The sequence below is a fragment of the Lysinibacillus sp. DFXJR4 genome (assembly GCF_057196045.1).
Window position 1 is genome coordinate 40,349 of record NZ_JBXUNW010000001.1, and the last position, 22,603, is coordinate 62,951.

Annotated in this window: 21 protein-coding genes; 13 read left to right on the forward strand and 8 right to left on the reverse strand. The window is 37.7% G+C overall.

What is annotated here, in order from left to right:
• Window positions 1-11: 11 nt before the first annotated feature.
• Window positions 12-3,446: a pyruvate carboxylase gene (gene pyc, locus AC2CGN_RS00200; RefSeq protein WP_484511491.1), complete on the forward strand. Its 3,435-nt coding sequence runs from the start codon at window positions 12-14 to the stop codon at window positions 3,444-3,446.
• Window positions 3,447-3,633: 187 nt separating this feature from the next.
• Here pyc and AC2CGN_RS00205 read toward each other — a convergent pair whose 3' ends face one another.
• The gene (locus AC2CGN_RS00205) at window positions 3,634-4,557 is read right to left on the reverse strand and encodes a COX15/CtaA family protein (RefSeq protein WP_429980530.1); all 924 of its coding nucleotides are present in this window, start codon (window positions 4,555-4,557) and stop codon (window positions 3,634-3,636) included.
• 336 nt (window positions 4,558-4,893) lie between these two features.
• On the opposite strand from AC2CGN_RS00205, the gene cyoE reads away from it, so the two are divergent.
• The 7 genes from cyoE (at window position 4,894) to AC2CGN_RS00240 (ending at window position 11,521) form a co-directional block, all read left to right on the forward strand.
• Window positions 4,894-5,811: a heme o synthase gene (cyoE, locus tag AC2CGN_RS00210; protein WP_286923681.1), complete on the forward strand. Its 918-nt coding sequence runs from the start codon at window positions 4,894-4,896 to the stop codon at window positions 5,809-5,811.
• Between the two features lie 100 nt (window positions 5,812-5,911).
• Window positions 5,912-6,982 (forward strand): cytochrome c oxidase subunit II, encoded by a 1,071-nt coding sequence (coxB, locus tag AC2CGN_RS00215; protein WP_283871033.1) that lies wholly within the window; start codon window positions 5,912-5,914, stop codon window positions 6,980-6,982.
• Between the two features lie 41 nt (window positions 6,983-7,023).
• Window positions 7,024-8,907 (forward strand): cytochrome c oxidase subunit I, encoded by a 1,884-nt coding sequence (gene ctaD / locus AC2CGN_RS00220; protein WP_286923684.1) that lies wholly within the window; start codon window positions 7,024-7,026, stop codon window positions 8,905-8,907.
• The gene (locus AC2CGN_RS00225; protein ID WP_286923685.1) at window positions 8,907-9,533 is read left to right on the forward strand and encodes a cytochrome c oxidase subunit 3; all 627 of its coding nucleotides are present in this window, start codon (window positions 8,907-8,909) and stop codon (window positions 9,531-9,533) included. The genes ctaD and AC2CGN_RS00225 overlap by 1 nt, the downstream gene beginning before the upstream one ends.
• Complete coding sequence (locus AC2CGN_RS00230) at window positions 9,533-9,877, forward strand: cytochrome C oxidase subunit IV family protein (protein WP_004224789.1); 345 nt, start codon at window positions 9,533-9,535, stop codon at window positions 9,875-9,877. The genes AC2CGN_RS00225 and AC2CGN_RS00230 overlap by 1 nt, the downstream gene beginning before the upstream one ends.
• 223 nt (window positions 9,878-10,100) lie before the next feature.
• Window positions 10,101-11,024, forward strand: coding sequence for a cytochrome c oxidase assembly factor CtaG (gene ctaG, locus AC2CGN_RS00235; RefSeq protein ID WP_286923687.1), 924 nt, complete (start codon window positions 10,101-10,103; stop codon window positions 11,022-11,024).
• 35 nt (window positions 11,025-11,059) lie between these two features.
• Entirely contained in the window at window positions 11,060-11,521 is a 462-nt protein-coding gene (locus AC2CGN_RS00240) for a DUF420 domain-containing protein (protein WP_283871036.1), read from the forward strand.
• 17 nt (window positions 11,522-11,538) lie between these two features.
• Here AC2CGN_RS00240 and ytvI read toward each other — a convergent pair whose 3' ends face one another.
• On the reverse strand, window positions 11,539-12,600 hold the full coding sequence (ytvI, locus tag AC2CGN_RS00245) for a sporulation integral membrane protein YtvI (protein WP_286923688.1): 1,062 nt from the start codon (window positions 12,598-12,600) through the stop codon (window positions 11,539-11,541).
• 184 nt (window positions 12,601-12,784) lie between these two features.
• Entirely contained in the window at window positions 12,785-13,186 is a 402-nt protein-coding gene (locus AC2CGN_RS00250; RefSeq protein WP_283871038.1) for a YugN family protein, read from the reverse strand.
• 147 nt (window positions 13,187-13,333) lie between these two features.
• Here AC2CGN_RS00250 and AC2CGN_RS00255 point away from each other — a divergent pair, with 147 nt between their 5' ends.
• Together AC2CGN_RS00255 and AC2CGN_RS00260 are read left to right on the forward strand one after the other, a co-directional pair.
• A complete protein-coding gene (locus tag AC2CGN_RS00255) occupies window positions 13,334-14,455 on the forward strand; it encodes a CAP domain-containing protein (protein WP_484511498.1) in 1,122 nt (373 codons plus the stop codon).
• Window positions 14,456-14,614: 159 nt separating this feature from the next.
• Window positions 14,615-16,090, forward strand: a complete 1,476-nt coding sequence (locus AC2CGN_RS00260; protein ID WP_429988775.1) for a UDP-N-acetylmuramoyl-L-alanyl-D-glutamate--2,6-diaminopimelate ligase — start codon at window positions 14,615-14,617, stop codon at window positions 16,088-16,090.
• On the opposite strand, the gene AC2CGN_RS00265 is transcribed toward AC2CGN_RS00260, so the two are convergent.
• Window positions 16,065-16,571: a PaaI family thioesterase gene (locus AC2CGN_RS00265; RefSeq protein WP_484511500.1), complete on the reverse strand. Its 507-nt coding sequence runs from the start codon at window positions 16,569-16,571 to the stop codon at window positions 16,065-16,067. The two genes, AC2CGN_RS00260 and AC2CGN_RS00265, sit on opposite strands and share 26 nt — an antisense overlap.
• 87 nt (window positions 16,572-16,658) lie before the next feature.
• On the opposite strand from AC2CGN_RS00265, the gene AC2CGN_RS00270 reads away from it, so the two are divergent.
• The 3 genes from AC2CGN_RS00270 to AC2CGN_RS00280 all read left to right on the forward strand — a co-directional run bounded on the left by AC2CGN_RS00270 (window position 16,659) and on the right by AC2CGN_RS00280 (window position 18,659).
• The gene (locus AC2CGN_RS00270) at window positions 16,659-17,105 is read left to right on the forward strand and encodes a YlbF/YmcA family competence regulator (protein WP_286923691.1); all 447 of its coding nucleotides are present in this window, start codon (window positions 16,659-16,661) and stop codon (window positions 17,103-17,105) included.
• Window positions 17,106-17,522: 417 nt separating this feature from the next.
• Window positions 17,523-17,939: an SMI1/KNR4 family protein gene (locus AC2CGN_RS00275; protein WP_429980535.1), complete on the forward strand. Its 417-nt coding sequence runs from the start codon at window positions 17,523-17,525 to the stop codon at window positions 17,937-17,939.
• Between the two features lie 198 nt (window positions 17,940-18,137).
• On the forward strand, window positions 18,138-18,659 hold the full coding sequence (locus tag AC2CGN_RS00280; RefSeq protein ID WP_484511503.1) for a hypothetical protein: 522 nt from the start codon (window positions 18,138-18,140) through the stop codon (window positions 18,657-18,659).
• Between the two features lie 236 nt (window positions 18,660-18,895).
• On the opposite strand, the gene AC2CGN_RS00285 is transcribed toward AC2CGN_RS00280, so the two are convergent.
• From AC2CGN_RS00285 to AC2CGN_RS00300, 4 genes are all read right to left on the reverse strand, one after another.
• The gene (locus AC2CGN_RS00285; RefSeq protein ID WP_484511505.1) at window positions 18,896-19,210 is read right to left on the reverse strand and encodes a DUF5713 family protein; all 315 of its coding nucleotides are present in this window, start codon (window positions 19,208-19,210) and stop codon (window positions 18,896-18,898) included.
• 235 nt (window positions 19,211-19,445) lie between these two features.
• Window positions 19,446-19,871 carry a DUF7832 domain-containing protein gene (locus tag AC2CGN_RS00290; RefSeq protein WP_484511507.1) on the reverse strand — a complete coding sequence of 142 codons (426 nt, stop codon included), beginning with the start codon at window positions 19,869-19,871 and terminating at the stop codon, window positions 19,446-19,448.
• Window positions 19,872-19,887: 16 nt separating this feature from the next.
• Window positions 19,888-21,123, reverse strand: a complete 1,236-nt coding sequence (locus tag AC2CGN_RS00295; RefSeq protein WP_484511509.1) for a DUF6138 family protein — start codon at window positions 21,121-21,123, stop codon at window positions 19,888-19,890.
• A 161-nt stretch (window positions 21,124-21,284) separates the two neighbouring features.
• Complete coding sequence (locus tag AC2CGN_RS00300; protein WP_484511511.1) at window positions 21,285-22,148, reverse strand: YwqG family protein; 864 nt, start codon at window positions 22,146-22,148, stop codon at window positions 21,285-21,287.
• Window positions 22,149-22,603 lie beyond the last annotated feature (455 nt).

Here is a 22,603-nt window from a genome sequence, read left to right on the forward strand (position 1 = left end):
GGGGGATATCAATGGTGTCAATCAACAAAATTCTCGTAGCCAATCGGGGAGAAATTGCGATTCGTATTTTCCGTGCCTGCACGGAGCTTCATATCCAAACGGTAGCCATTTATTCACGAGAGGATAGTGGTGCCTTCCATCGCTTTAAAGCAGATGAGGCCTATTTAGTAGGAGCTGGTAAAAAGCCAATTGATGCTTATTTAGATATTGAAGGTATTATAGCGATTGCTAAAGATGCCGGCGTAGATGCCATTCATCCGGGGTATGGTTTTTTATCGGAAAATGTAGAATTTGCACGTCGTTGTGAGCAGGAGGGCATTGTGTTTATTGGACCTACCTCTGAACATTTAGATATGTTTGGAGATAAGGTCAAAGCCCGTTCGCAAGCTATTGCCGCTGGAATTCCTGTTATTCCTGGTACAGATGGCCCTGTCGCTGATTTAGCAGAGGTAGAGGCATTTGCTAGCACCTATGGCTATCCAGTTATGATTAAGGCAGCACTTGGGGGTGGTGGCCGTGGGATGCGCCTGGTCCATACACCAGAGGAGCTTGCTTCTTCTTATGAACGAGCTAAATCGGAGGCAAAGGCTGCTTTTGGCTCGGATGAGGTGTATGTTGAGAAGGCGATTATCAAGCCGAAGCATATTGAGGTTCAAATTATTGGCGATCAGCAGGGCAATATCGTGCATCTCTATGAGCGTGATTGTTCGATTCAACGTCGCCATCAAAAGGTCGTTGAAATCGCCCCTTCGCATTCTATTTCAGAAAGTTTAAGAAATCGAATTTGTGAGGCGGCCGTGCAGCTCATGAAAAATGTCTCGTACATAAATGCAGGGACAGTGGAATTTCTAGTAGCAGGTGAGGATTTTTATTTCATTGAGGTGAACCCTCGTATTCAAGTGGAGCATACCATTACAGAAATGATTACGGGTATCGATATTGTGCACACGCAAATTAAGGTGGCGGCAGGCTATGCGCTGCACAGTGAAGAAATTCATCTGCCAAAGCAGGAAGAGATGCCGATGATTGGCTATGCGATTCAGGCGCGTGTCACAACAGAAGACCCTGCCAATGATTTTATGCCGGATACAGGTAAGCTGATGGTGTATCGTTCGAGTGGTGGCTTTGGGGTTCGTTTAGATGCAGGGAATGGCTTCCAGGGTGCTGTGGTGACACCGTACTACGATTCCTTATTGGTGAAAATCTCAACATCAGGAATGTCGTTTCAAGAAGCTGCTGCGAAAATGGACCGTAACTTAAAAGAATTCCGTATTCGTGGGGTTAAAACGAATATTCCGTTTTTAAATAATGTCGTGACACATGAGAAATTTTTAACAGGTGCCTTCGATACAAGCTTTATCGATACGACGCCAGAACTATTTAATTTCCCTGTGCGCAAGGACCGTGGGACAAAGCTGTTAAGCTATATTGGTAATGTGACATTAAATGGCTTCCCAGGGGTAGAGAAGAAGGCAAAGCCCATTTTTGTACAGCCAAGCATGCCGAAAGTGGACCCATTTATCGTGCCACCAGCAGGTACAAAGCAAATTTTAGATGCCCAAGGAGCAGAAGGGCTTGTGAAATGGATTCAGGCACAGGAGGATGTACTGCTTACAGATACAACGTTCCGAGATGCACACCAATCCCTACTGGCAACACGTGTACGTTCACAGGATATGTTCCAAATTGCCGATGCCACAGCGCACTTGCTGCATAATTTCTTCTCGCTCGAAATGTGGGGAGGGGCGACGTTTGATGTGGCCTACCGTTTCTTAAAAGAAGACCCATGGGAGCGCCTTGCAAAGCTACGTGAACAGGTGCCAAATGTGCTATTCCAGATGTTACTACGCGGGGCAAATGCGGTAGGCTATACGAACTACCCGGATAATTTAATCCGTGAATTTATCGCAGAATCAGCAGCATCAGGGATTGATGTGTTCCGTATTTTCGATAGCTTAAACTGGATAAAAGGCATGGAAGTAGCCATTGATGCGGCCCGTCAATCAGGGAAAATTGCCGAGGCAGCCATCTGTTACACAGGTGATATTTTGGATGACACACGTGCCAAGTATTCAGTGCAGTACTATAAGGATATGGCAAGGGAGCTAGAGGCAGCCGGTGCTCATATTTTAGCCATTAAAGATATGGCTGGTTTATTAAAACCGGAAGCCGCGTATCGTTTGGTTTCCGAGTTAAAAGAGACGTCAAGTCTACCAATCCACTTGCATACACATGACACAAGTGGAAATGGCATTTATCTATATGCCAAAGCCATTGAAGCAGGTGTAGATATTATCGATACAGCCCTCGGTTCGATGGCAGGCTTAACATCACAGCCAAGTGCGAATTCTCTGTATTATGCGACGAAGGGCAGCCAGCGTAAGGTACGTGCTGATATTGAAGCACTAGAAAAGCTATCCTACTACTGGGAGGATGTACGTCATTATTATAAGGATTTTGAAAGTGGCATGATGAGCCCGCATTCTGAAATTTATGTGCATGAAATGCCAGGTGGTCAGTACAGTAATCTTCAGCAGCAGGCAAAAGCAGTAGGCCTTGGTGATAGATGGGAGGAAGTGAAGCGCATGTATTCCCGCGTGAACCTTCTATTTGGTGATATTGTCAAAGTAACCCCATCCTCAAAGGTAGTCGGGGATATGGCATTATTTATGGTGCAAAATGAATTAGACGAACAGTCTGTCTTAACAAGAGGACAAACGATTGACTTCCCAGACTCTGTTATTGAGTTCTTCCAGGGATATTTAGGACAACCACACGGAGGTTTCCCTGAGGCGTTGCAAAAGGTTGTATTAAAGGACCGTGAAGCCATTACAGTACGCCCTGGTGAACTACTAGAGCCTATCCATTTTGAGCAGCTGGAGGCAGTGCTAGAGGACAAATTAAATCGTCCAGTCACAAAGAAGGATATACTCGCTTATGCACTCTATCCAAAAGTATTTGAGGAATACGCCAAAACAGTGAACTCCTTTGGCAATATTTCAGTATTGGATACACCGACCTTCTTATACGGGTTAAAGTTAGGGGAAGAGATCGAGGTCGAAATTGAAAAAGGAAAAACGCTGATTATAAAACTTGTCTCTATCGGCGAGCCACAGCACGATGGGACACGTGTGATGTACTTTGAGCTAAATGGTCAATCCCGTGAGCTGGTGATTCAAGATATGACGGTGGAGGTGGATGGTAGCTTGGCCTTAAAGGCAGATCCAAGCAATCCAAACCAAATCGGCGCCACGATGCCAGGAACCGTGTTAAAGGTAGTGGTATCGAAGGGAAGTCAAGTGAAACGAGGAGACCACCTATTAATTACCGAAGCGATGAAAATGGAAACAACTGTCCAAGCACCAAAAGACGGTATTGTAAAAGAGGTTCATGCGAGTGCAGGCGATGCAATTTCTACGGGTGATTTGTTAATTGAAATAGAATAATCGTTAATAAAAAAGGGTTAATAGAAAGCTTTTACTAGCTATCTATTACCCTTTTTTATGTCTTTATGTCTATTTTTTGACCATTTTGTTTGATTCTTTCGCTGAGGTGAGGAAATGATTTAGGTGGATATTTTAGATAGAAAAACAAAAAAGATTCGTCATTAAATAGCACGAATCTTTTCTAGAGTTATTTATTTTTTTCATTATAATTGCTACGTGCAACTAGCAATATCATGTAGCAAAGTAGACCGAATAAAATTGAGATAAATAATGAATGTAATAATGCGACAATTAAATTCAATTTAGTTAGGACTACTAACATACCAGCAATTACCTGTAAGATTACTATAATAAAGGCAATCACCCAACCATAGTAAATAACGCGTTGATTTTTATATTCTTTTACAGCGTGCCAAGTTATGTATGCAATCCAAATGAAAAAGATTAGAACAGCTAAGCGATGCCCCATCTGCACCCATTCATACATATTATTTAGAGGGGCTAAAGGTGTATCGTTGTAACAGAGTGGCCAATCAGGACATATTAAACTAGAATCCGTATGGCGTACAAGCGCACCTGTATAAACGACCAAATAAGAATAAATTGTGACAGCAATTGTGTGCCAACGTAACTTTTTTCCAATAAAAACGTTATCGGCATCAAATTTTCGATCCACTTCAAATACAATCATAGAGAGAAGAAGAACTGCAGCAAAAGAAATCAAAGAAATTCCAAAGTGGAGGGCTAATATAAAGTCACCTTGTCCCCACAGTACCTGAGCTGCGCCAATGAGAGCCTGAGCGATTAAGAAGAACATCGCTAGGAAACCTAATAGTTTTACTTCACGAATATGACCGAGTTTACGCCATGTCCAAATTGTTAACACAAGAATTGAAATAGATACGACCCCAGTTACAAGACGGTGTGAGAATTCAATTAAGACTTCTGGTGTAATTTCTTTTGGAATAAGAGAACCATTGCAATCAGGCCAATTTCGACCACAGCCTAAGCCACTATCTGTTTTGGTAACAAGAGCTCCACCAAGTAAAATAAGGAGCATTCCAACCGTAGCGGCAACAGCAAACCACTTCATAAACCTGTTGTGTTGCATAAAATGAGTCACCTACTTTATCTATCAACATTACATGAAAGTAATGTTTCTGCTACTAGATAATATCTAAAATACAGGTAAAAAACAACTTGTAAAGAGAACGGAGTTTTAGATGTCGAATCCATTTCACAAATTGTTCATAATTTCGTGCTTTAACCTTCACAATTGATTTTAGAAAATGTTTTACTATAGATATGTTGTTTTTAATTATATTTCTAGACAAAGCTAATTTTTACAACTTCATCTAAATTTCACTTAATGTCTAGAAATCAATCGCAAATTTCGCTATAGTAATTGTTAGCGGAATATGCTTACAAAAATGAAAGGAGAGGTAACATGTCAAACGGTCGTGCATTGTCGGCTACTAGAAATACTGGACCAGCATCAACATCTGTTGTAAAAGATTTCTTAGCTCTGATTAAAATTGGAATCGTTAACTCGAATCTTGTCACAACGTTTACAGGGATGTGGCTGGCATTTCAATTTACTAGTAGACATTTCTTGCAAGAATTAGATGTCATATTGTTTACCATGCTGGGAGCGGCACTCATAATTGGTGGTTCAGGAGCAATGAATAACTTCATTGACCAGGATATAGATCCAATCATGAAACGAACGAAGGCAAGACCGACAGTAACAGGTAGATTTAAGCCGAATTTTGTATTGACCATTGCCCTCTCATTTTTAATTGTAGGTGAAATTTTGTTATTTGCGGCATCGTTTGCGGCCGGCATGTGGGGACTAGTAGGAATATTTGCTTATGTTGTTCTATATTCAATGTGGTCTAAAAGGAAGCATGTTAGTAACACGGTTGTAGGAAGTATTTCAGGAGCAATTCCACCAGTTATTGGGTTTGCAGCTGTTGAACCTGCATTAGGTCCAGGAGCACTTGCTTTATTTCTGATCATGTTTGCATGGCAGCCACCGCATTTTTATGCGCTTGCGATGAAACGTACTGAAGAATATCGTGCTGCTAATATACCGATGCTACCTGTCGTAAAGGGATTTAAACGAACGAAATACTCGATGTTATTCTGGATTCTTTTATTATTACCGTTACCTTTCCTTTTACCAGAGCTTGGGGTTGGCTTCTTAATTACTGCAACTGCATTGAACTTGGGCTGGTTAATTCTAGCTTTTAAAGGCTTTACCACAAAAGATGATATGAAATGGGCAAATAAAATGTTTATCTATTCGTTGAATCATATGACAATACTATTTGTATCCATCATTATTTTTGCGTTGTTTAGCTAATTTTAGGAATTCTTTCTTTTCCTAAAGAATTCAAATAGACAGCACTAATGTCCTAGGTACACATGAAAATACAACAAAGAAAGAGGGGTTTAATTAAGCTATGATGAAAGGGCTTAAAAAATGGCGTCTTTTTTCACTTCTAGCAGTGATGATGGTTTTCCTTTCCGGTTGTGGTGAAGATTATATTTCTGCACTAAAACCATCTGGTCAAGTAGGTAAAGAACAATTCAATCTATTAATGTTAGCTACTGGAATTATGACGTTAGTAGTAGTAGTCGTATCTGTTATCTATTTACTTGCATTCTTAAAATTCCGCCGTTCAAAAGTTGGCGAAAATGTGATTCCTAAGCAAGTAGAAGGAAGTCACACTCTTGAAGTGATTTGGACAGTTATTCCAATTATTTTATTATTAATCTTAGCTGTACCAGTTGTTACTGCTACTTATAAATTCGCAGATGTTGCTGCAATGGATATAGTAGATGAAGATGGTAACAAAACAGCACTTACAGTAAATGTAACTGCAAAATTATATTGGTGGGAGTTCGAATACCCTAACCAAGGTATTGTAACTTCACAAGAATTAGTTGTACCAACAGGTCAAAAGGTTTACTTTAACTTAAAAGCTGCCGATGTAAAGCACTCATTCTGGATTCCTGCTGTGGGCGGTAAAATGGATACGAACGTAGAAAACTTAAACAAATTCTACTTAGAATTCGATAAAGAATCGAAAGACCTTAAAGATGGCGTTTTCTATGGTAAATGTGCTGAGTTATGTGGTCCTTCACACGCATTAATGGACTTCAAAGTTAAAGCTTTAAGCCCAGAAGCATTTGATGCATGGGTAACTGCAATGAAAGCAACAGAGGGTAAAGTTGCTGACAAAGCTTCAACAGATCTTGGAGAAGCAACATTTGCTAACAGCTGTTTAGGCTGTCACGCAATTTCTGGTACGGGCGTTAGTGGTGCACCAGGTCCTAACTTAACAACATTTGGTGACCGTAACCGTGTTGCTGGTTTCTTAAAACATGATGAAGAAAGCCTAAAAGCTTGGATTAAGGACCCTGAACAATTTAAACCAGGTAACTTAATGACAGGAAAATATGGTGAACTTACTGATGAAGAAATCGATGCTCTTGCAACATACATCATGAGCTTATCTGTTGAAAAATAATTTTAAGTTTTATGTAACAAACTTTGAGGGAGGTAAAAGTTGTGAGCTCATACACACAGAAAAAGGGCTTTGGAGCAACTGTCTGGGATTACATTACTACTGTTGACCATAAAAAATTAGCAGTGATGTATTTATTAGCCGGTACATTGTTCTTCGCTATCGCTGGTTTTGAAGCGTTATTAATGCGTATTCAGTTAATGAAACCAAATAACAATTTCATATCAGCAGGTTTTTTCAATGAATTATTAACAATGCACGGAACGACAATGTTATTCCTAGCAGCGACTCCATTACTATTCGCATTTATGAACATGCTAGTACCATTACAAATTGGTGCGCGTGACGTTGCATTCCCATTCCTGAACTCTTTAGGGTTCTGGTTATTCTTCCTAGGTGCAGTATTCCTTCACCTGTCATTCTTTATGGGTGGCGCTCCTGATGCGGGCTGGACTTCTTATGCATCATTATCGTTATACTCTCCAGGACATGGTATTGACTTCTATGTTCTCGGTTTACAAATATCAGGGGCGGGTACATTAATTTCAGGTCTTAACTTTATCGTTACGATTATTACAATGCGTGCTCCTGGTATGACATTCATGCGTATGCCATTATTCACTTGGACATCGCTTGTATCAAGTGCTTTAATTTTATTCGCATTCCCTCCACTTACAATCGGTTTATTAATGATGTTATTTGACCGTATGTTTGGTGGTAACTTCTTTGACCATACTATGGGTGGTAACACAATTATTTGGGAACACTTATTCTGGATCTTCGGGCACCCAGAGGTTTATATCTTAGTATTACCAGCATTCGGGTTATTCTCTGAGATTATTCCAGCGTTCTCTCGTAAGCGTTTATTCGGATACTCATCAATGGTATTTGCAACAATTTTAATCGGTTTCTTAGGGTTCATGGTTTGGGCTCACCATATGTTTACAGTTGGTCTTGGGCCAACAGCAAACGCAATCTTTGCCGTTGCAACAATGGCAATTGCCGTACCAACAGGTATGAAAGTATTCAACTGGATTTTAACTATTTGGGGCGGATCAATTAAAGTTACAACACCAATGCTTTATGCACTTGGTTTCATCCCGTCATTCGTTGCGGGTGGTGTTACAGGGGTTATGCAAGCATCTGCACCTCTTGACTACCAATTACACGATTCTTACTTTATCGTTGCTCACTTCCACTACGTAATCGTAGGTGGTATCGTAACAGCTTTATTTGGTTCAGCGCACTTCTACTGGCCAATTTTCTTCAACCGTATGTTAAACGAAACATTAGGGAAATGGACTTTCTGGGTATTCTTCATTGGATTCCATTTAACATTCTTCGTACAACATTTCCTAGGCCTGATGGGTATGCCACGTCGCGTATTCACTTACATGGAAGGTCAAGGTTGGGATCAGTTCAACTATATTTCAACAATTGGTGCAGCAATGATGGGCGTTGGGGTTATCATGATGGTAATCAACTGCTTAATGTCCATTAAAGGTAAACCAGCAGGTCGCGACCCATGGGGCGATGGACGTACACTAGAATGGTCAATTCCACAACCAATTCCATTCTATAACTTCCGCCAAACACCACTTGTACGTGGTTTAGATCCATGGTGGATTGAAAAACAAGAAGGTAATAAAGAAGTTACATTTGCTGAGCCATTAGGTGATATCCATATGCCAAACAACTCAGCTATCCCATTCGTTATTTCTTTAGGTATGTTTATCGCAGCATTCGGTGCTCTTTACAATCCAGATGCAGATAAACCATGGTCAATCTATATCTTAATTGGTGGTCTTGCTATCACATTCGGTGCTATGATTTTCCGTTCTATTAAGGACGATCATGGTTTCCACTTACACAAAGAAGAAATTATTGAAATTGAAGAAAAACTTTACGGCAAAGGAGGAAATAAATAATGGATTTCAATACTAAATTTACTCCTCATACTTGGCCAGATCATCCTGAACAAGCTACGATGGAAGGTAAAAATAAAGTCGTTGGTTTCTGGATTTTCCTTGCCTGTGAAGTTGTACTTTTCGCTAGTTTATTCGCTACTTACTTAGCGCTTAAGAACAAAGGTCCTGCGGGCATGGAGTTCACAACACAAGGTTTATTTGAATTACCTTTAGCATTTGCTATGACGATGTTACTTTTAACATCATCCCTAACATCTGTATATGCGATTTACCATATGCGTAACTTTAACTTTAAAGGCATGCAAACTTGGTTAGCAATTACATTAGCTTTAGGTCTTGGATTCCTAGCACTTGAAATCTATGAATTCCAACATTATGTAGGTCTTGGTTTTACATTTAACCAATCTGCATTCGCAACTGCGTTTTATTCATTAGTTGGTACACATGGTTTCCACGTATGTTTAGGACTTGTATGGATTTCAACATTAATGATCCGTAATGCTAAACGTGGTTTAAACTTGTACAATGCTCCTAAATTCTTCGTAGCTGCTTTATATTGGCACTTTATTGACGTAGTTTGGGTATTCATCTTTACAGTAGTATACTTGATGGGAGTGATCGGATAATGTCATCACACGATACACCTATAGTTGCTAAGTCACAGGCACAATACGAGTATGATCGTCATCATAATGCCGTTCATATGCGTAAACAAGTAATCAACTTTGCGATTATGATTTTCTTTACATTTATCGCGTTCGCAGTAGTTGCAGCCGATTTTTCTAAATACTTAATCATGCCATTCGTATTATTGCTTGCTGGAGTGCAAGTTGTTCTTCAACTTTACTCTTTCATGCACTTAGAAGACAAAAAAACTCACTTCGGTGGTGTAATTGGTTTCTTCATGTGGATGGGAATTTTAATCGCATTTACATTCTTCTTAGCATTCTTAACTATCATTTGGTGGTAATCACCAAAGAAGCACGTTCTCTACATTTTGTAGGAACGTGCTTTTCTTGTTGACTAATTGGATTTAAATACATCATCACTATCATTTACAGACTTTCAATATATTTATCGTTAGTATGTATGTGCCTAGACTATCAATAATAATTTGTTCACCTTTCGTTCATTGCAGTATAATTGTAAGCGTTCTATAATAGGAGTACTGAAGTTAAAGGAGTGCGTTCTGTATGCCACTTAGTATATTTGGTTTCCAAGCTTTATGGAGCCCATATTTAATAGGGGTTCTCGTTTTCATAACAGTCATCTATTTTTTAATCACAACAAAATGGCGCAAGGATTTTAAAGAAAGTGAGCCTTTGAAAAAGGGAGAGGCAATTTATTTTGTGCTAGCAATGGTAACGATTTATATTATTAAGGGATCTCCAATAGATTTAATGGCGCACATTATGTTTACAATGCATATGGTGCAAATGGCTATTTTATTATTGCTTGTTCCAATTTTCATAATTAAGGGAATTCCTTGGTGGGTATGGAAAGTTGCAATAGAAGCACCTGTTGCTAGAAAAATATTTAAAGTGTGTACGTTACCTGTTGTAGCAGTATTTGTCTTTATCGGATTATTTTCTTTCTACCATTTACCATCAGTTTTAGATTACATTAAACTAAACGAAACTTTACACGGTACATATACATTTGTGTTATTTGTATCTGCTGTTTTTATGTATTGGCCATTAATTCAAAATATGCCTAATCGTTCACAAATGAAGCCTTTGTACAAATTAGCTTATATAATTGCTAATGCGGTATTAATTACACCTGCATGTGCATTAATCATTTTTGCCCCTGATGCCATGTATGAAACCTATACAAATGGTGAGGCATGGTTAAAAGCAATGGAACTTTGTGTACCAGCCTCTACTTTATCTGGCTTATCTCTATCAGGACCAGAGCTCTTTACAGATATGAAGCCTGTTGCCGATCAACAGTTGGGCGGTGTTCTGATGAAAATTTTACAAGAGCTTATTTTTGGTGTATTACTTGGATCAATCTTTATAAAATGGTATCGCTCAGAACAAAAGGATCCAGATAAAATTACAGCTGATGCATTAAAGGCACACCAACAAAAATGGGAAAGTCAACAGCAACATTAATTGAAAGTAGAAATTTTCTATAAGGAGTTTTGTGAATGGAACTGCAAATTTTACCAACTCTAAGTACTTCATTCATCGTGATCAGTGCAGTACTTGTAGCGATTGGCTGGGGCTTAATTATAAAAAGAAAAGTTGAAGCACATAAAAAAGTAATGTTAGCTGCTGGTGTTGCGGCACTTATTTTCTTTATCATTTATGCTTCACGTACAGTATTTATTGGAAATACAGCATTTGGTGGTGGAGAAGATTTAAAACCATATTATACTTTCTTCTTAATTTTCCACATTATTTTAGCGACTACTGGAGCTGTGTTTGGAATTGTGAGCATTATTTCTGGCTTAAAAATGAATATTAAGCTTCACCGTCGTATTGGTCCGATTACAAGTATTATTTGGTTCTTTGTAGCTATTACTGGGGTGTTAGTGTACGTTTTACTTTATGTTTTATTTGAACCAGGCGAAACAACTTCTGTTATTAAAGCTATTTTAGGGGTTTAACAAAAATCTCCCACTTTTTATTGAGAAGGTGGGAGATTTTTTATGGGTGTCTGATTCAATAAAGAAAGAACAACAACAACTAGTAAAGGGCCAATTAAAATTCCAAGAAATCCGAATATTTTAAAGCCGATAAACATGGCGATAAATGTTGTAAGAGAGGAAAGGCCAACTTTATTGCCAATAACTCTAGGTTCAATCATACGTCGAACCAAAAATAAGACAATGGTTAGCACCACTAGTGCAATAGCAAAGACATAGTCACCTGTAAAGGCTTTATAAATCGCCCAAGGTAGAAGTAATATAAATGAATCTAAAAAAGGAATAACATCTAAAATCACAAGCAAAAGTGCTAATATAAGTGGGAATGGTGTTTTTAGTATAAAAAACGTTCCAAAGGCTATTGCAAAAATACAAATACCAACTAAAAATTGAGCTTTTATAAAGCCGAACAAAGCAAGTTTCACTCGTTGCCCAATAAATAATATTTTTTGGTGATAGTGAAAGGGAAAGGGGGCTAACATTTTACGATTGATGGCTGGCAGCTCTAAAAGTAACATGTATAGCACAATCCAATAAACAAATATATCAAACAAACGTGAAGGAATATAGGTAAGCAGTGATGACCAAACATTCACGTTTGTTAAAGACAGGGCAAATTTTTCAATGGATGTTAATGCCCGTGAAATGAGTAGTTGAATTTGGATGACAAGATCTACTGGTAAATGATACGTATAGTTAGAAAGCTTGGATTGCATTTGAATCCATAGTGCTGACAGTTGATTGAGATACTCAGGAATGTGAATGATAAATGTTGAAAATTGTTTCCAGGCTATAAATATTATGAGGCTACATAATAATATGGTTATACTTAAAAAGAATATAAAAAAAATGGATACAGTAATTTTCCGTTTTTTTCGGAATCGTTTGCTAATACGCATGATGATAGGCTCTAATAATATGGCGGTGACGTAGGCAAGTAATATTGGTAATGATAACGATATAAACCAAAGAAGTGCTATTCCTAATGCAATAACAATTATTGGGTGGCGAAAAAAGGGATGTTTTAAAAATTGTAGCATTTAATCTCACCTACATCCTATTGAAAGATATCATTAGTATGAGACGAAAAAATATTTTTACTCAAAATAAAAAAGACTGGACCACCAGTCTTTTCAAAACGATATTTGAAGCTGTTGTCGCAGTGGAGAGTTGGATTCTTCCCATTTCCTAAATGAGGAACATAGCTGTCACTAAAAATATAGATTAGCGTGCTTTAACAGGTTCAATATTGTTTTTATTTGTCGTTTGGATTGCGAATTCATCTAAGTCTAATTTAACCTTTTTTAAGATTTCTTCACATTTTTTTACAAGGTGTGCTGGATACACTTCATCGTCACCATATTCAACACCATGTGGGTAATAGTATTTACCAAGTGCTGGTTTCATTAACGTTAGGATTGCGTCGTGTGCACCAACGTCACCAGAAATTGCATATGCGAATACACGAAGGTAATAACGACCTTCACGAGTATCGAAACGCTTATCAAATGTCATACGTTCATAGTCCCAGCCGCCATCACATTCTAAACCATTTTTTTTCATAATGCTTTCAATAAGTTCTTGATCAGCTGTTAAATTTTCAAGGTTAGTATTTTCAAAATACATGTAAAATCCTCCTTTAGGTTCTCGTACAAAGTATACGCTCATTTTTATAATAGAGCATATTCGACATTGTTGCAATGACAACATTGTGTCAACCCAATTACAATTGATATAATAACTTACAATAATGGTGATGAAAAGGAGTCATGTATGAAAGCTTTATTCCGTATTCTTATGGCATGTGCTGTAATAGCATTAATCGGCTTTATGTTTTTTAATACACCACGTGAAAATGAGCCACTTGAAGGACCAAATGCGAATTCTAATATTATACCAAAAACAGAATTAAAGCAGCCGGAAGTTGGAGCAATGACAAGGCCAGAAACTGGATTATCGACATTCATTGGTCAAGGTGTACAAGCAGTTGTGAAGCAATACGGAGAGCCAGCACGAAAAGAGCCATCGTCCTTTGGATATGATTGGTGGGTCTATAATACGAGTGCCGCTACATTTTTTATGGTAGGGGTTCAAAATAATATAGTTACACAAGTTTACATAGCTGGAGAAGATTTAGACGCCTATCCTTTTAAAGTTGGACAAAAACGTGATGAGATTTATCGAATGACAATCATTGATTATGAAGTAGCGGCAAATGTTGATGATAATATTTTTGTTTTTTCAATGAGTGAAGAAGATATGCAGACTCGTTTACTTGTGAAATTCGATGGACTTTTTGCACAGCTTTATATAGATAGAGAAACTAGTGAGCTACAGGGTATACGCTTCACTAATAGCGAAACACTTGTTCTTCATCAACCATATGAAATGACTTATCAAGGTGAGCTTGTTATACCTACACCTCCGTCTTCTTTTTTACAGCAGGAAATCAATGAAGCAAATGCTGAACAGCTTGACGATTTACTGAATGTAACTAGGGTACATCATAATCTACTTCCACTACAAGTTGATGTAACACTAGAAGAAGCAGCTAAAATGCATAGTGAGGATATGAAAGTTCAAAACTTTATTGGGCATGAATCACCTACAAATGGGGATTTAAAAAAGAGATTAGAAACACAAGGGATTGAATATAGTGAGGCAAATGAGAATCTAGCGACGGCTTATTTTGATGCTATAGAGGCCATGCACGGTTGGCTCAATTCTGCCGAGCATCGAAAAGTTATTTTGAATGAAAAATATGCAACAGTTGGCTCTGGTGTCTTTTTAAATTATTATACACAAATTTTTATTGAGCCTTCCTCACAAAAGAAGGATAGTGAGAATATTGACGCTGAAGAACCTGTAGAGACTATCGATGAATCCACACAATAAAATAGCATCTGTAACTGAAGATTAACTTGGTCAGCCGAGTTGAACTTCAGTTTTTTTATTTTCTAATCGATCTGTTGAGAGTAAAGCCTCTACCTACATTTTTCGTCACACCGTTACAGACGCCGTCATATGATAGAGAACTGAAAGGGGGAGTGAGGCATGCAATTAGCTGAGCTTTTAAAGGATTGGCCATGTAGTGTGACTGGTGGGTCTATTCGAACTATTGTTACAGGTGTTGAGGACTATGCACAGGCTGTAAAACCAGGAGATATTTTTATAGTAAGAAAGGGCAAGAAAACGTCTGGTAGTCGCTTTGTAAAAGAGGCATTGGCTCGTGGGGCTGTAGCCATTGTTTCAGAGGAAAGTATCTCACTACCTATTACTGATCAAAATATTCCTTTTGTTTGGGTTCCAAATACAGCCTTATTTTTATCGTATGCAAGTGCAAAGCTTGCGGCCTTTCCAGCAGAAGCATTGACGGTAATAGCTATAACTGGGACAAATGGAAAAACAACAGTGAGCCATTTTGTAAGCCAATTGCTAAGAGCTTTACATAAAAATGTAGCTGTTATTGGGACTGTTGGATTTTATATAAATGGACAAAAACAACAAACTATATATGAGCAATTAACGACATTGCAGGCTAAGGAATTGCATCCGATTTTAAAGCAATGTGCGCGAAATGGTGTTACACATGTTGTTTTAGAGGCTTCATCAATGGGTTTACAGCAGCATCGATTAGATCATTGTGATATTGATTGTGGTGTCTTTTTAAATTTATCAGAGGACCATTTAGAGGATCATGGAGGGCTTGAGGCGTATAAGCGAGCGAAAAAGAGATTGGCAGATTTATCTAAAAAGCTAGTGTTAAATGGAGATGATAATTTCTGTCGTTCTGTTGGTATTTATGATAAGAAAAAATCCTGCTCATTTGGCTTTGACAATCACAATGACTTACATATCCAAATTGTCAGTGAATCCATTGGCAAAACGGTACTCTGTCTACAAACATCATCAAGTGAGCATATCGTAGAAATTCCCTTCATTGGAAAATATCATGTGCAAAATGCAGTAGCCGCGTTGATGGCTATATGGCGCTTAGGTTTTTCAATTGAGGAGATAGCCGAGCATATGTGGTCATTAAGGCTACCAGAAGGCAGACTTGAGAAAATCGATAATGCATTTGGCATTGATGTGTATGTGGATTATGCGCATACTGCAGAGGCATTACAGGCTGTTTTACAAACATTTGATCGATCGAGGACACTTTATCTAGTATTTAGCTGTGGAGGAAATCGGGATAAGGCAAAACGTTTTGCGATGGGTGCTGTAGCCAGTAAGTATGCAGATATTATTTTTTTAACAACTGATAATCCACGTGATGAGGATCCAATCCTAATTAATGAAAGTATCATAGCAGGTTTTACGGAACAGCAATATTATGAAATTTATTTAGATCGCAAGGTTGCAATTCATAAGGCATTAGAAAAAGCTGAGAAAGGTGATATTGTCCTTGTTGCCGGAAAAGGGCATGAACAAACTCAACAAATAAAAAATGAAAAATTCCCTTTTTCCGATCAACAATGTGTCCGTGATTATTTTCTAAATCTTATGCCTGAGAGCGGCGTTGAATGACAAAAAATGATCCAGTTGCAATAGCAAGCTTGCGTCCAGTTTCATCCTCGATATCACATTCCATTACAAGTGTTTGACGCCCTTTATGTACAAAGCGTCCGCGTGCAATTAGCTCTTTATTTGTAGTTGTAGCAATATAAGAGACATTCATATTTGTTGTGACCACATTAAAGCCTTCTGGTACAGAACGAGAAGCCAAACCTCCCATCGCTGCATCTGCAATTGTTGCGATAATTCCTCCATGTGGGACCTTAATCGTATTATGGATAACTGGTGTAATTGGAATTCGAACCTCACTAATTTCTGGCTCAAATTTACCCACCATATGCAGGGCAGCATTGATATATCGACGATGTACCCCGTGTTGTTTTGCATGAAGCCCTGATAATAAATGCAATAAAACCTCTTCATCTTCAGCAGTGCTTTCTTGTAAAATATTTACTAGTAATTCTTCGATTTGTTCTTTTGATGATGTAGCCAATATAAAAACTCCTTCATGTAAAAATATCAATAATGTAAAATTACCACAAAATCTGTTATGATGGGTAAGAGATTGGGGGAATTAACTATGATGATGACCTCTGACTGGGTAATCATATTGGATGAGGCCGATGCGCTTTGTGAGATGATCCTTTCCTCTGAGCCTGCGAAAATGCTGCAACAAGCTTATGATGCTGTTTATAGCGATGTTCAGTTAATCGAAGCTATACACGCTTTTAATCGCATGAAAGAGCAGTACGAAGATGTACAACGTTTCGGAAAATATCATCCGGACTATCATACAATTATGAAATCGATTCGTCAGCAAAAGCGCGCACTCGATCTAAATGAAAAGGTTTCAGCCTTAAAAATAGCTGAAAACGATTTTCAAGATTTGCTCGACGAGATAAGCCTACTTATAGGAAAAACAGTATCAGAAGCAGTAAAAGTGCCTGTAAGTAATCCTTTCTTCGCATCTGGTTCTTCATGTGCTGGGGGCTGTGGTTCAGGCGGATCTTGTTCGTGCTCGGCATAATAAGCAAAATTTTTAGACTGTATACAAACTCGGATGATAGCGAGTGTATACAGTTTTTTTACGTCAATTCAGAACTTGATTTCTGCGATAGTGTTATGATGTTAGCAAGAAGAATCGTAGTGATTGCGAAAAGCGTAGCGTAAGGGAAAAATTGTAGAGATAGATTGCTATCACAGAGCGAAATGAAATGTATGGTTGACTATTAAATCGTCAGGAGCAGAAGATCCAATCTTTTATTAACATATACAATTTTTAAATGAGGAAGCTGAACTCACTTCACCAATTACAATAAAGCAAGTGGAAGAAGCCATATATTCGCTTTATTTTTTGTTGGATCAGGGTTGTAATTGATCTTGATACAAACATATAGCGACACTTTTGTTAAGCAAAATAATATATTACATTTTGGAGGTATAAATGATTAAAAAGCATAGAACAGCGTTTCATGCCAAGGAATGGGCTATTGATTTGTATGAAGCAGCAACTATAGAAGAAATCCAGCAGGTTGAGAAAGAGCTACAAATAGTGCTGCCGAAAGTATATAAAGAGTTTTTAAGTGTATCAAACGGAATGCATGGTAATTTAGCTCAGCTATATTCAACAGATGGATTAATTGAAATGAATAAAACATATGAAGTGCAAAGATATGCACCAGGCTATGTTTCTGTTGGCAATGATAATGGTGGGTATCATCTTTTAATGAGAGCAGTAGAGGATGCTGTTAATTTCCAATTAGTAAGTGATGGATATTGTGTACCCACCGAAAATGATATAACTGATAATTTTCTTTCATGGTTGGATAGTGATGAGGGTGATCCATGGAGAAATGAATAGTTGGTAAAAAAGAAGGTAAAACCCTAGACACCTAATTGCATTTTGGTGGTAATTTCAATTCTCGTATCACATCTTCCAAAAAGCATCGCCTTGTATGATCATTACTATGGTAAACTAAAAGAATATAAAAGAAACACTGATCATTGGGCATAGCTGAAACAGCACGGAGAGTAAAAACATTGACGAGGAGTGTGGGAAATGACGAATCAACAGAAGATTGCGGAGTTCTTAAACAATTTAACACTTGAAGAAATATATGATCAAAGTGATCTGCTCATTTGGATAGATTGGCGAGAAGCTGAGGAAGACTTAATAGATTACTTTAACGAGCAATTGCCTGAGCCAGATCGAATTGATTGTGAAATTGTTGAGATAGACAAGCCTAGAGGTGTGGATATTGTTCTATCCTCCCAAGAAAAAAAGATGACGATTCCCTTTGCCGATGATGTGACTGATAGAGATAGCGCAATTCGAGCTATGCAGGAAATGCTTTCCCCTCAATATCAAATTCGTTGGTTTATGGAATCATTAGGCAATGATACTTTAGCTTTTGCATTGCTACCAGCAGTACAATGGGAAGAATTAGTACAGCAATTTGGTAAGCATAAAGTAGACTACTATTTCCAGCCTGTAACAAACACTAGCGTCATGTTTGATATGGGTATAGATGAAGTAGATGCATTAATGAACTTGAGAGCTATAGAACATTTAAATATATGAAAGCGAGTAGTATAGTGGAAAAAGTATTGCACAGCTTGAATCCCAAAAGGAAAAATACCTAACGATTATAAGCTGACAATCAAATAGATTACCTTATTCAGCAAATGTTTTTTGTATCTTTTCGCTACAGAAAACATTTGCTAAATGAAGATAAAATTTCAATACGACATCAAAAAGCCTACGCCATATTTTTGCGCAAGCTCTTTCATAGTGCTACAGTAACAAAAAAATCACCTTCACCACTCGCGTTCTCTTAATGCGTCCTCTACATCAATCTCAATATTGTATGCCTGCAATATATCAATTACTGTTTCTGCAATGCTATCTCTGGCGGCTGTTTCAATTTCACTGTCATGTTCATAAAATTCATCTTCCAAATCATTAATAGCAAGTGTCATCTCGTCCAATTTTTGTTGGATATCCTCTAAAGAGTGAGGAGCTTGCTCTAAATATTGAACAATACCCTCTAATAACATTTTAATCTTATCAACTAAAAATTTTGGGTAATAATCATCTCTATACATATCTCTTAAGTAGTCTATTGTTTTCATTTTGTCCAGCTCCTTTATCTTGAATCAGCATATTTCAGCCCTTTTCTCCGTAAAATTGTTTCCTAATCTCTTTAATAACAGCTTGCATACAGTTGTTTCGCTGTATAAATAATTTTGAATTTTAACAAATCTATTGTGAAAATATCGATTGCTTACGCAAATTGAAGCTGTTTTTGTAAGCCATCTGCTACGAATTTAATCGTTTATGGGCGAATTATTACTTTAGGCTTATAATCTATTTTAAAAAAGCTTTAAATTTTCCCTCCAACAACCTTGCAACAAGCACGTAATTTTCTTCATTATAAATAGCTGCATACCTAGAATCATAGCCATCAAAAAGCTGTAATGGGAGGTTTTCATAATCAGTTAAATAGGCATCGTAATAGGTAGATGCAAAAGCAGCTCCTTCTTCTGTTAAATCTTCATCTAACAAAACCCCATCGTAAAATTCAATGAAAAAATCGAGCGCGGTTATTTGACCTTGCATTAGCTGTTCATAAAGCTCTGGGTCATCCTCTTCAATGATAGTCGTATTTGCTAATTGATGCTCCAACATCCAACGGTAAAAAAAAGCGATATGCACTGCACCTTGATTAGTAGGTAACTGCTGTGGAAAGTCCTCTGCATCAGAATGCCATTTCATTTTGTCATAGGCTGTCATAAAATCTCCTTTCCTCTTATATAAGCTCTTTAATAATCAGCTCAAAGCGCGTGCGATATGGCTCTGGAATATGCATAAATTCTGAGCTAGTAAAGTCATTCATATGGATGATGCCAAAACATGTATATAAAAGCTGCGCTACAACCATATCTTTATATTCTTCAATGTGTTCACTTTGTTCAAGTGGAATAAATGGGCAAAGCTCTATAAATGGTGTCGTCATAAATTTTTCGAACCATTGCAAATTGTTATCTGTACTCATAGCTTTTTCAAAGAATGCATCGTAAGGAACTTCTTGAACAGCTAGCACAGTACATACAAAGACAGGCAATGTTTCAGGTGTTAAACCGAATTTTTCCACATAGGCTTTTGCAAAGTATTCAGGCATTAGCGAATGGTCGCCATCGCATTCATACATATAGTCGATTACGAGCTTGCCATAGCTTTTATCGTATAAGCCAAGACCGAAAACAGCAAATGTACTTGGCATTGCTGCTTCTTCATCATCAACATCTTGATAAAAATGATACTGTGCCATCGCCTTATAACTATATTCAACTAGCGCAGTATGTAGGCTAGGATAGCTGAGAGCTTTAGTAAAGAAGTGATGTGATGATGTGACAGGTAAAAGCTCGATTGGCAACACTAAGTCGCTTTTACCTTCATAATAAATGCCATAGCTTTTAGGGAAATCCTCTTCTAATAAAGCATTTAAGTAAGCTAATGCTTGACGATAAGCTTCTTCGCTCTCTTCTTTAATTTTAATCGTAATCGTGGCTAGTACATCATTTGCTTGGCAGAAAATTAGGTCGGATGCCATTTGCTGTTTATGTGTTGGCAAAGTACCAGAGCCGACTGTGATTAATGAGTTATATGCTTCTGCATCTAATTCTTTGATTGTTGCCAGCAGCTCTTTGACTGTTAAATAAGAATAGCTTGCGCCGTATTTACTTAAATTCACTGCGTAGTAGCATAGCAATGGTAAGTAAGTTAATGATTGATGCTCGTCGATAAAGTGAGAAAGACAATAGCGCTGTGTTTCAAAGTCTAGCTCTTGACGAAATTCATCAAGCAAGACAAGCTGCTGATAATGGCAGAGCACTTCATGCAGTGTGAAGGCGTCTAGTAAAAAAGACAGGGTGATGATTTTAGAAGGATAACCATCTGTATCAATTTTATATTGTTTAGAAAGTAGTTCTTGCTCAAGCTGTAGCCATAATGCTTCGTTTTCGGTAAATTGTTTAGTTTTCATGGAATGACCTCCCTTTTATGAAAGAACAACTACACTATTAAAATTAACTTTCGTGCATAAATATTGTAAATTTCAAATTTATTAATGCATCAGAAAGTTCATTAGGGAAAGAAAAATCTAGTGCAATCAATTAAAAATCGCTGAAATCATTACATACAGAGTCAATAGCACTGCAAAATAGTCCATACTTTATCAAACTCTTTGTTTTTGCAGTCCTCTTCACGAATCCAGAAATATAGTTTGCCACTATCGCCCCACATATAGCCTAGGTCATCTTCCGAATCAAGCTGTAATAGCAGCTGCCAATCCTTTACGTGTGGTTCAAGCTCCTTGCGTAACGGGTGATTGTAGGCTGTTGAATCCCCACAATATAAACCGTTTGTGACAAGTTGGCATTCTAAATACATATCCCCTTGAATCGTATCAGGATGACCATCTATACGATGTGTCGTTTGTTCCTGTGCTTCTTCATCGACCCAATCATAAAAAAAATCATTGTAGGCATCTTGTTGTTCCTCTGTTAAAAAAGTTTCTAAATTTTTGCTATAAGGAGATGCCCATGAAGGGAGTGTCCATTCATTTCTAAAGTGTAGTGCCGCACTATCAATATACTCCGTTAAAACTGTGGGTTGCTGCATTCGCTTTAAACTGTCAGGTGCTTGTGTGAAGTGGAAAACGTGAAAGCCATCGCCATCATTTGGATCATAGCCCCAAGGTTGTCCAATGACATCATAGAAAAAGGATAATAGTCCATCAGCAGGCAGCAAGTTGTTGGAATCATACGACTTTACTTCTGTTAAATTAAGCTGACATAGAAAGTATAATGGCTGGTTATTATTTGTATGTGGCCATATAAAATCTGTCGGTACATCGGGGTTGCCACCGATTTTGGACTGTCCAATTTGAATGGCATCATCTGCTGTCGGTATTGCCGAAGCACGAATTGACTTTTTAGCGAACTGCAAAATTTGTTCTGCCACCTCTCCAAGCTCAAAATCAAATAATGCTGTTCGTAACTTTTCCATGTTGATTCCCCCTTATTTTTATCTAATTTCAATATAGTACATACGTTCCCTTGTGTAAAGCCTGTATTTGGAATTATTTAAATATTATTGAATCAACAGGTTTAGAAAGCATAGCAATTACGAGGTCTTCTTGAATTTTTACTGACTTTTGATACAGTAAAGGTTATGATAGTGAGCCTGATTAGCAATTTTTACCCCTAGATTTTAAGGGTCCAGATTGAAGAGTAGATGAGCTTTAATTAAGCGAAGTAAGGAAAAGGGCAGTATTTCATCTCACTTCTTACACCCCATATTGGATTACATTAATAATGAAGTAGCCTAGTTTACGATTTTTAGAGATTTTCATAAAATACCACGCTGTATGTCATTTTCACACAATAAAATTTACCGAAGCTTCTCATCAAATGATGAATAATTGAAGAACTAGAAAAAACAATGGTAAAAGATTGTGATAA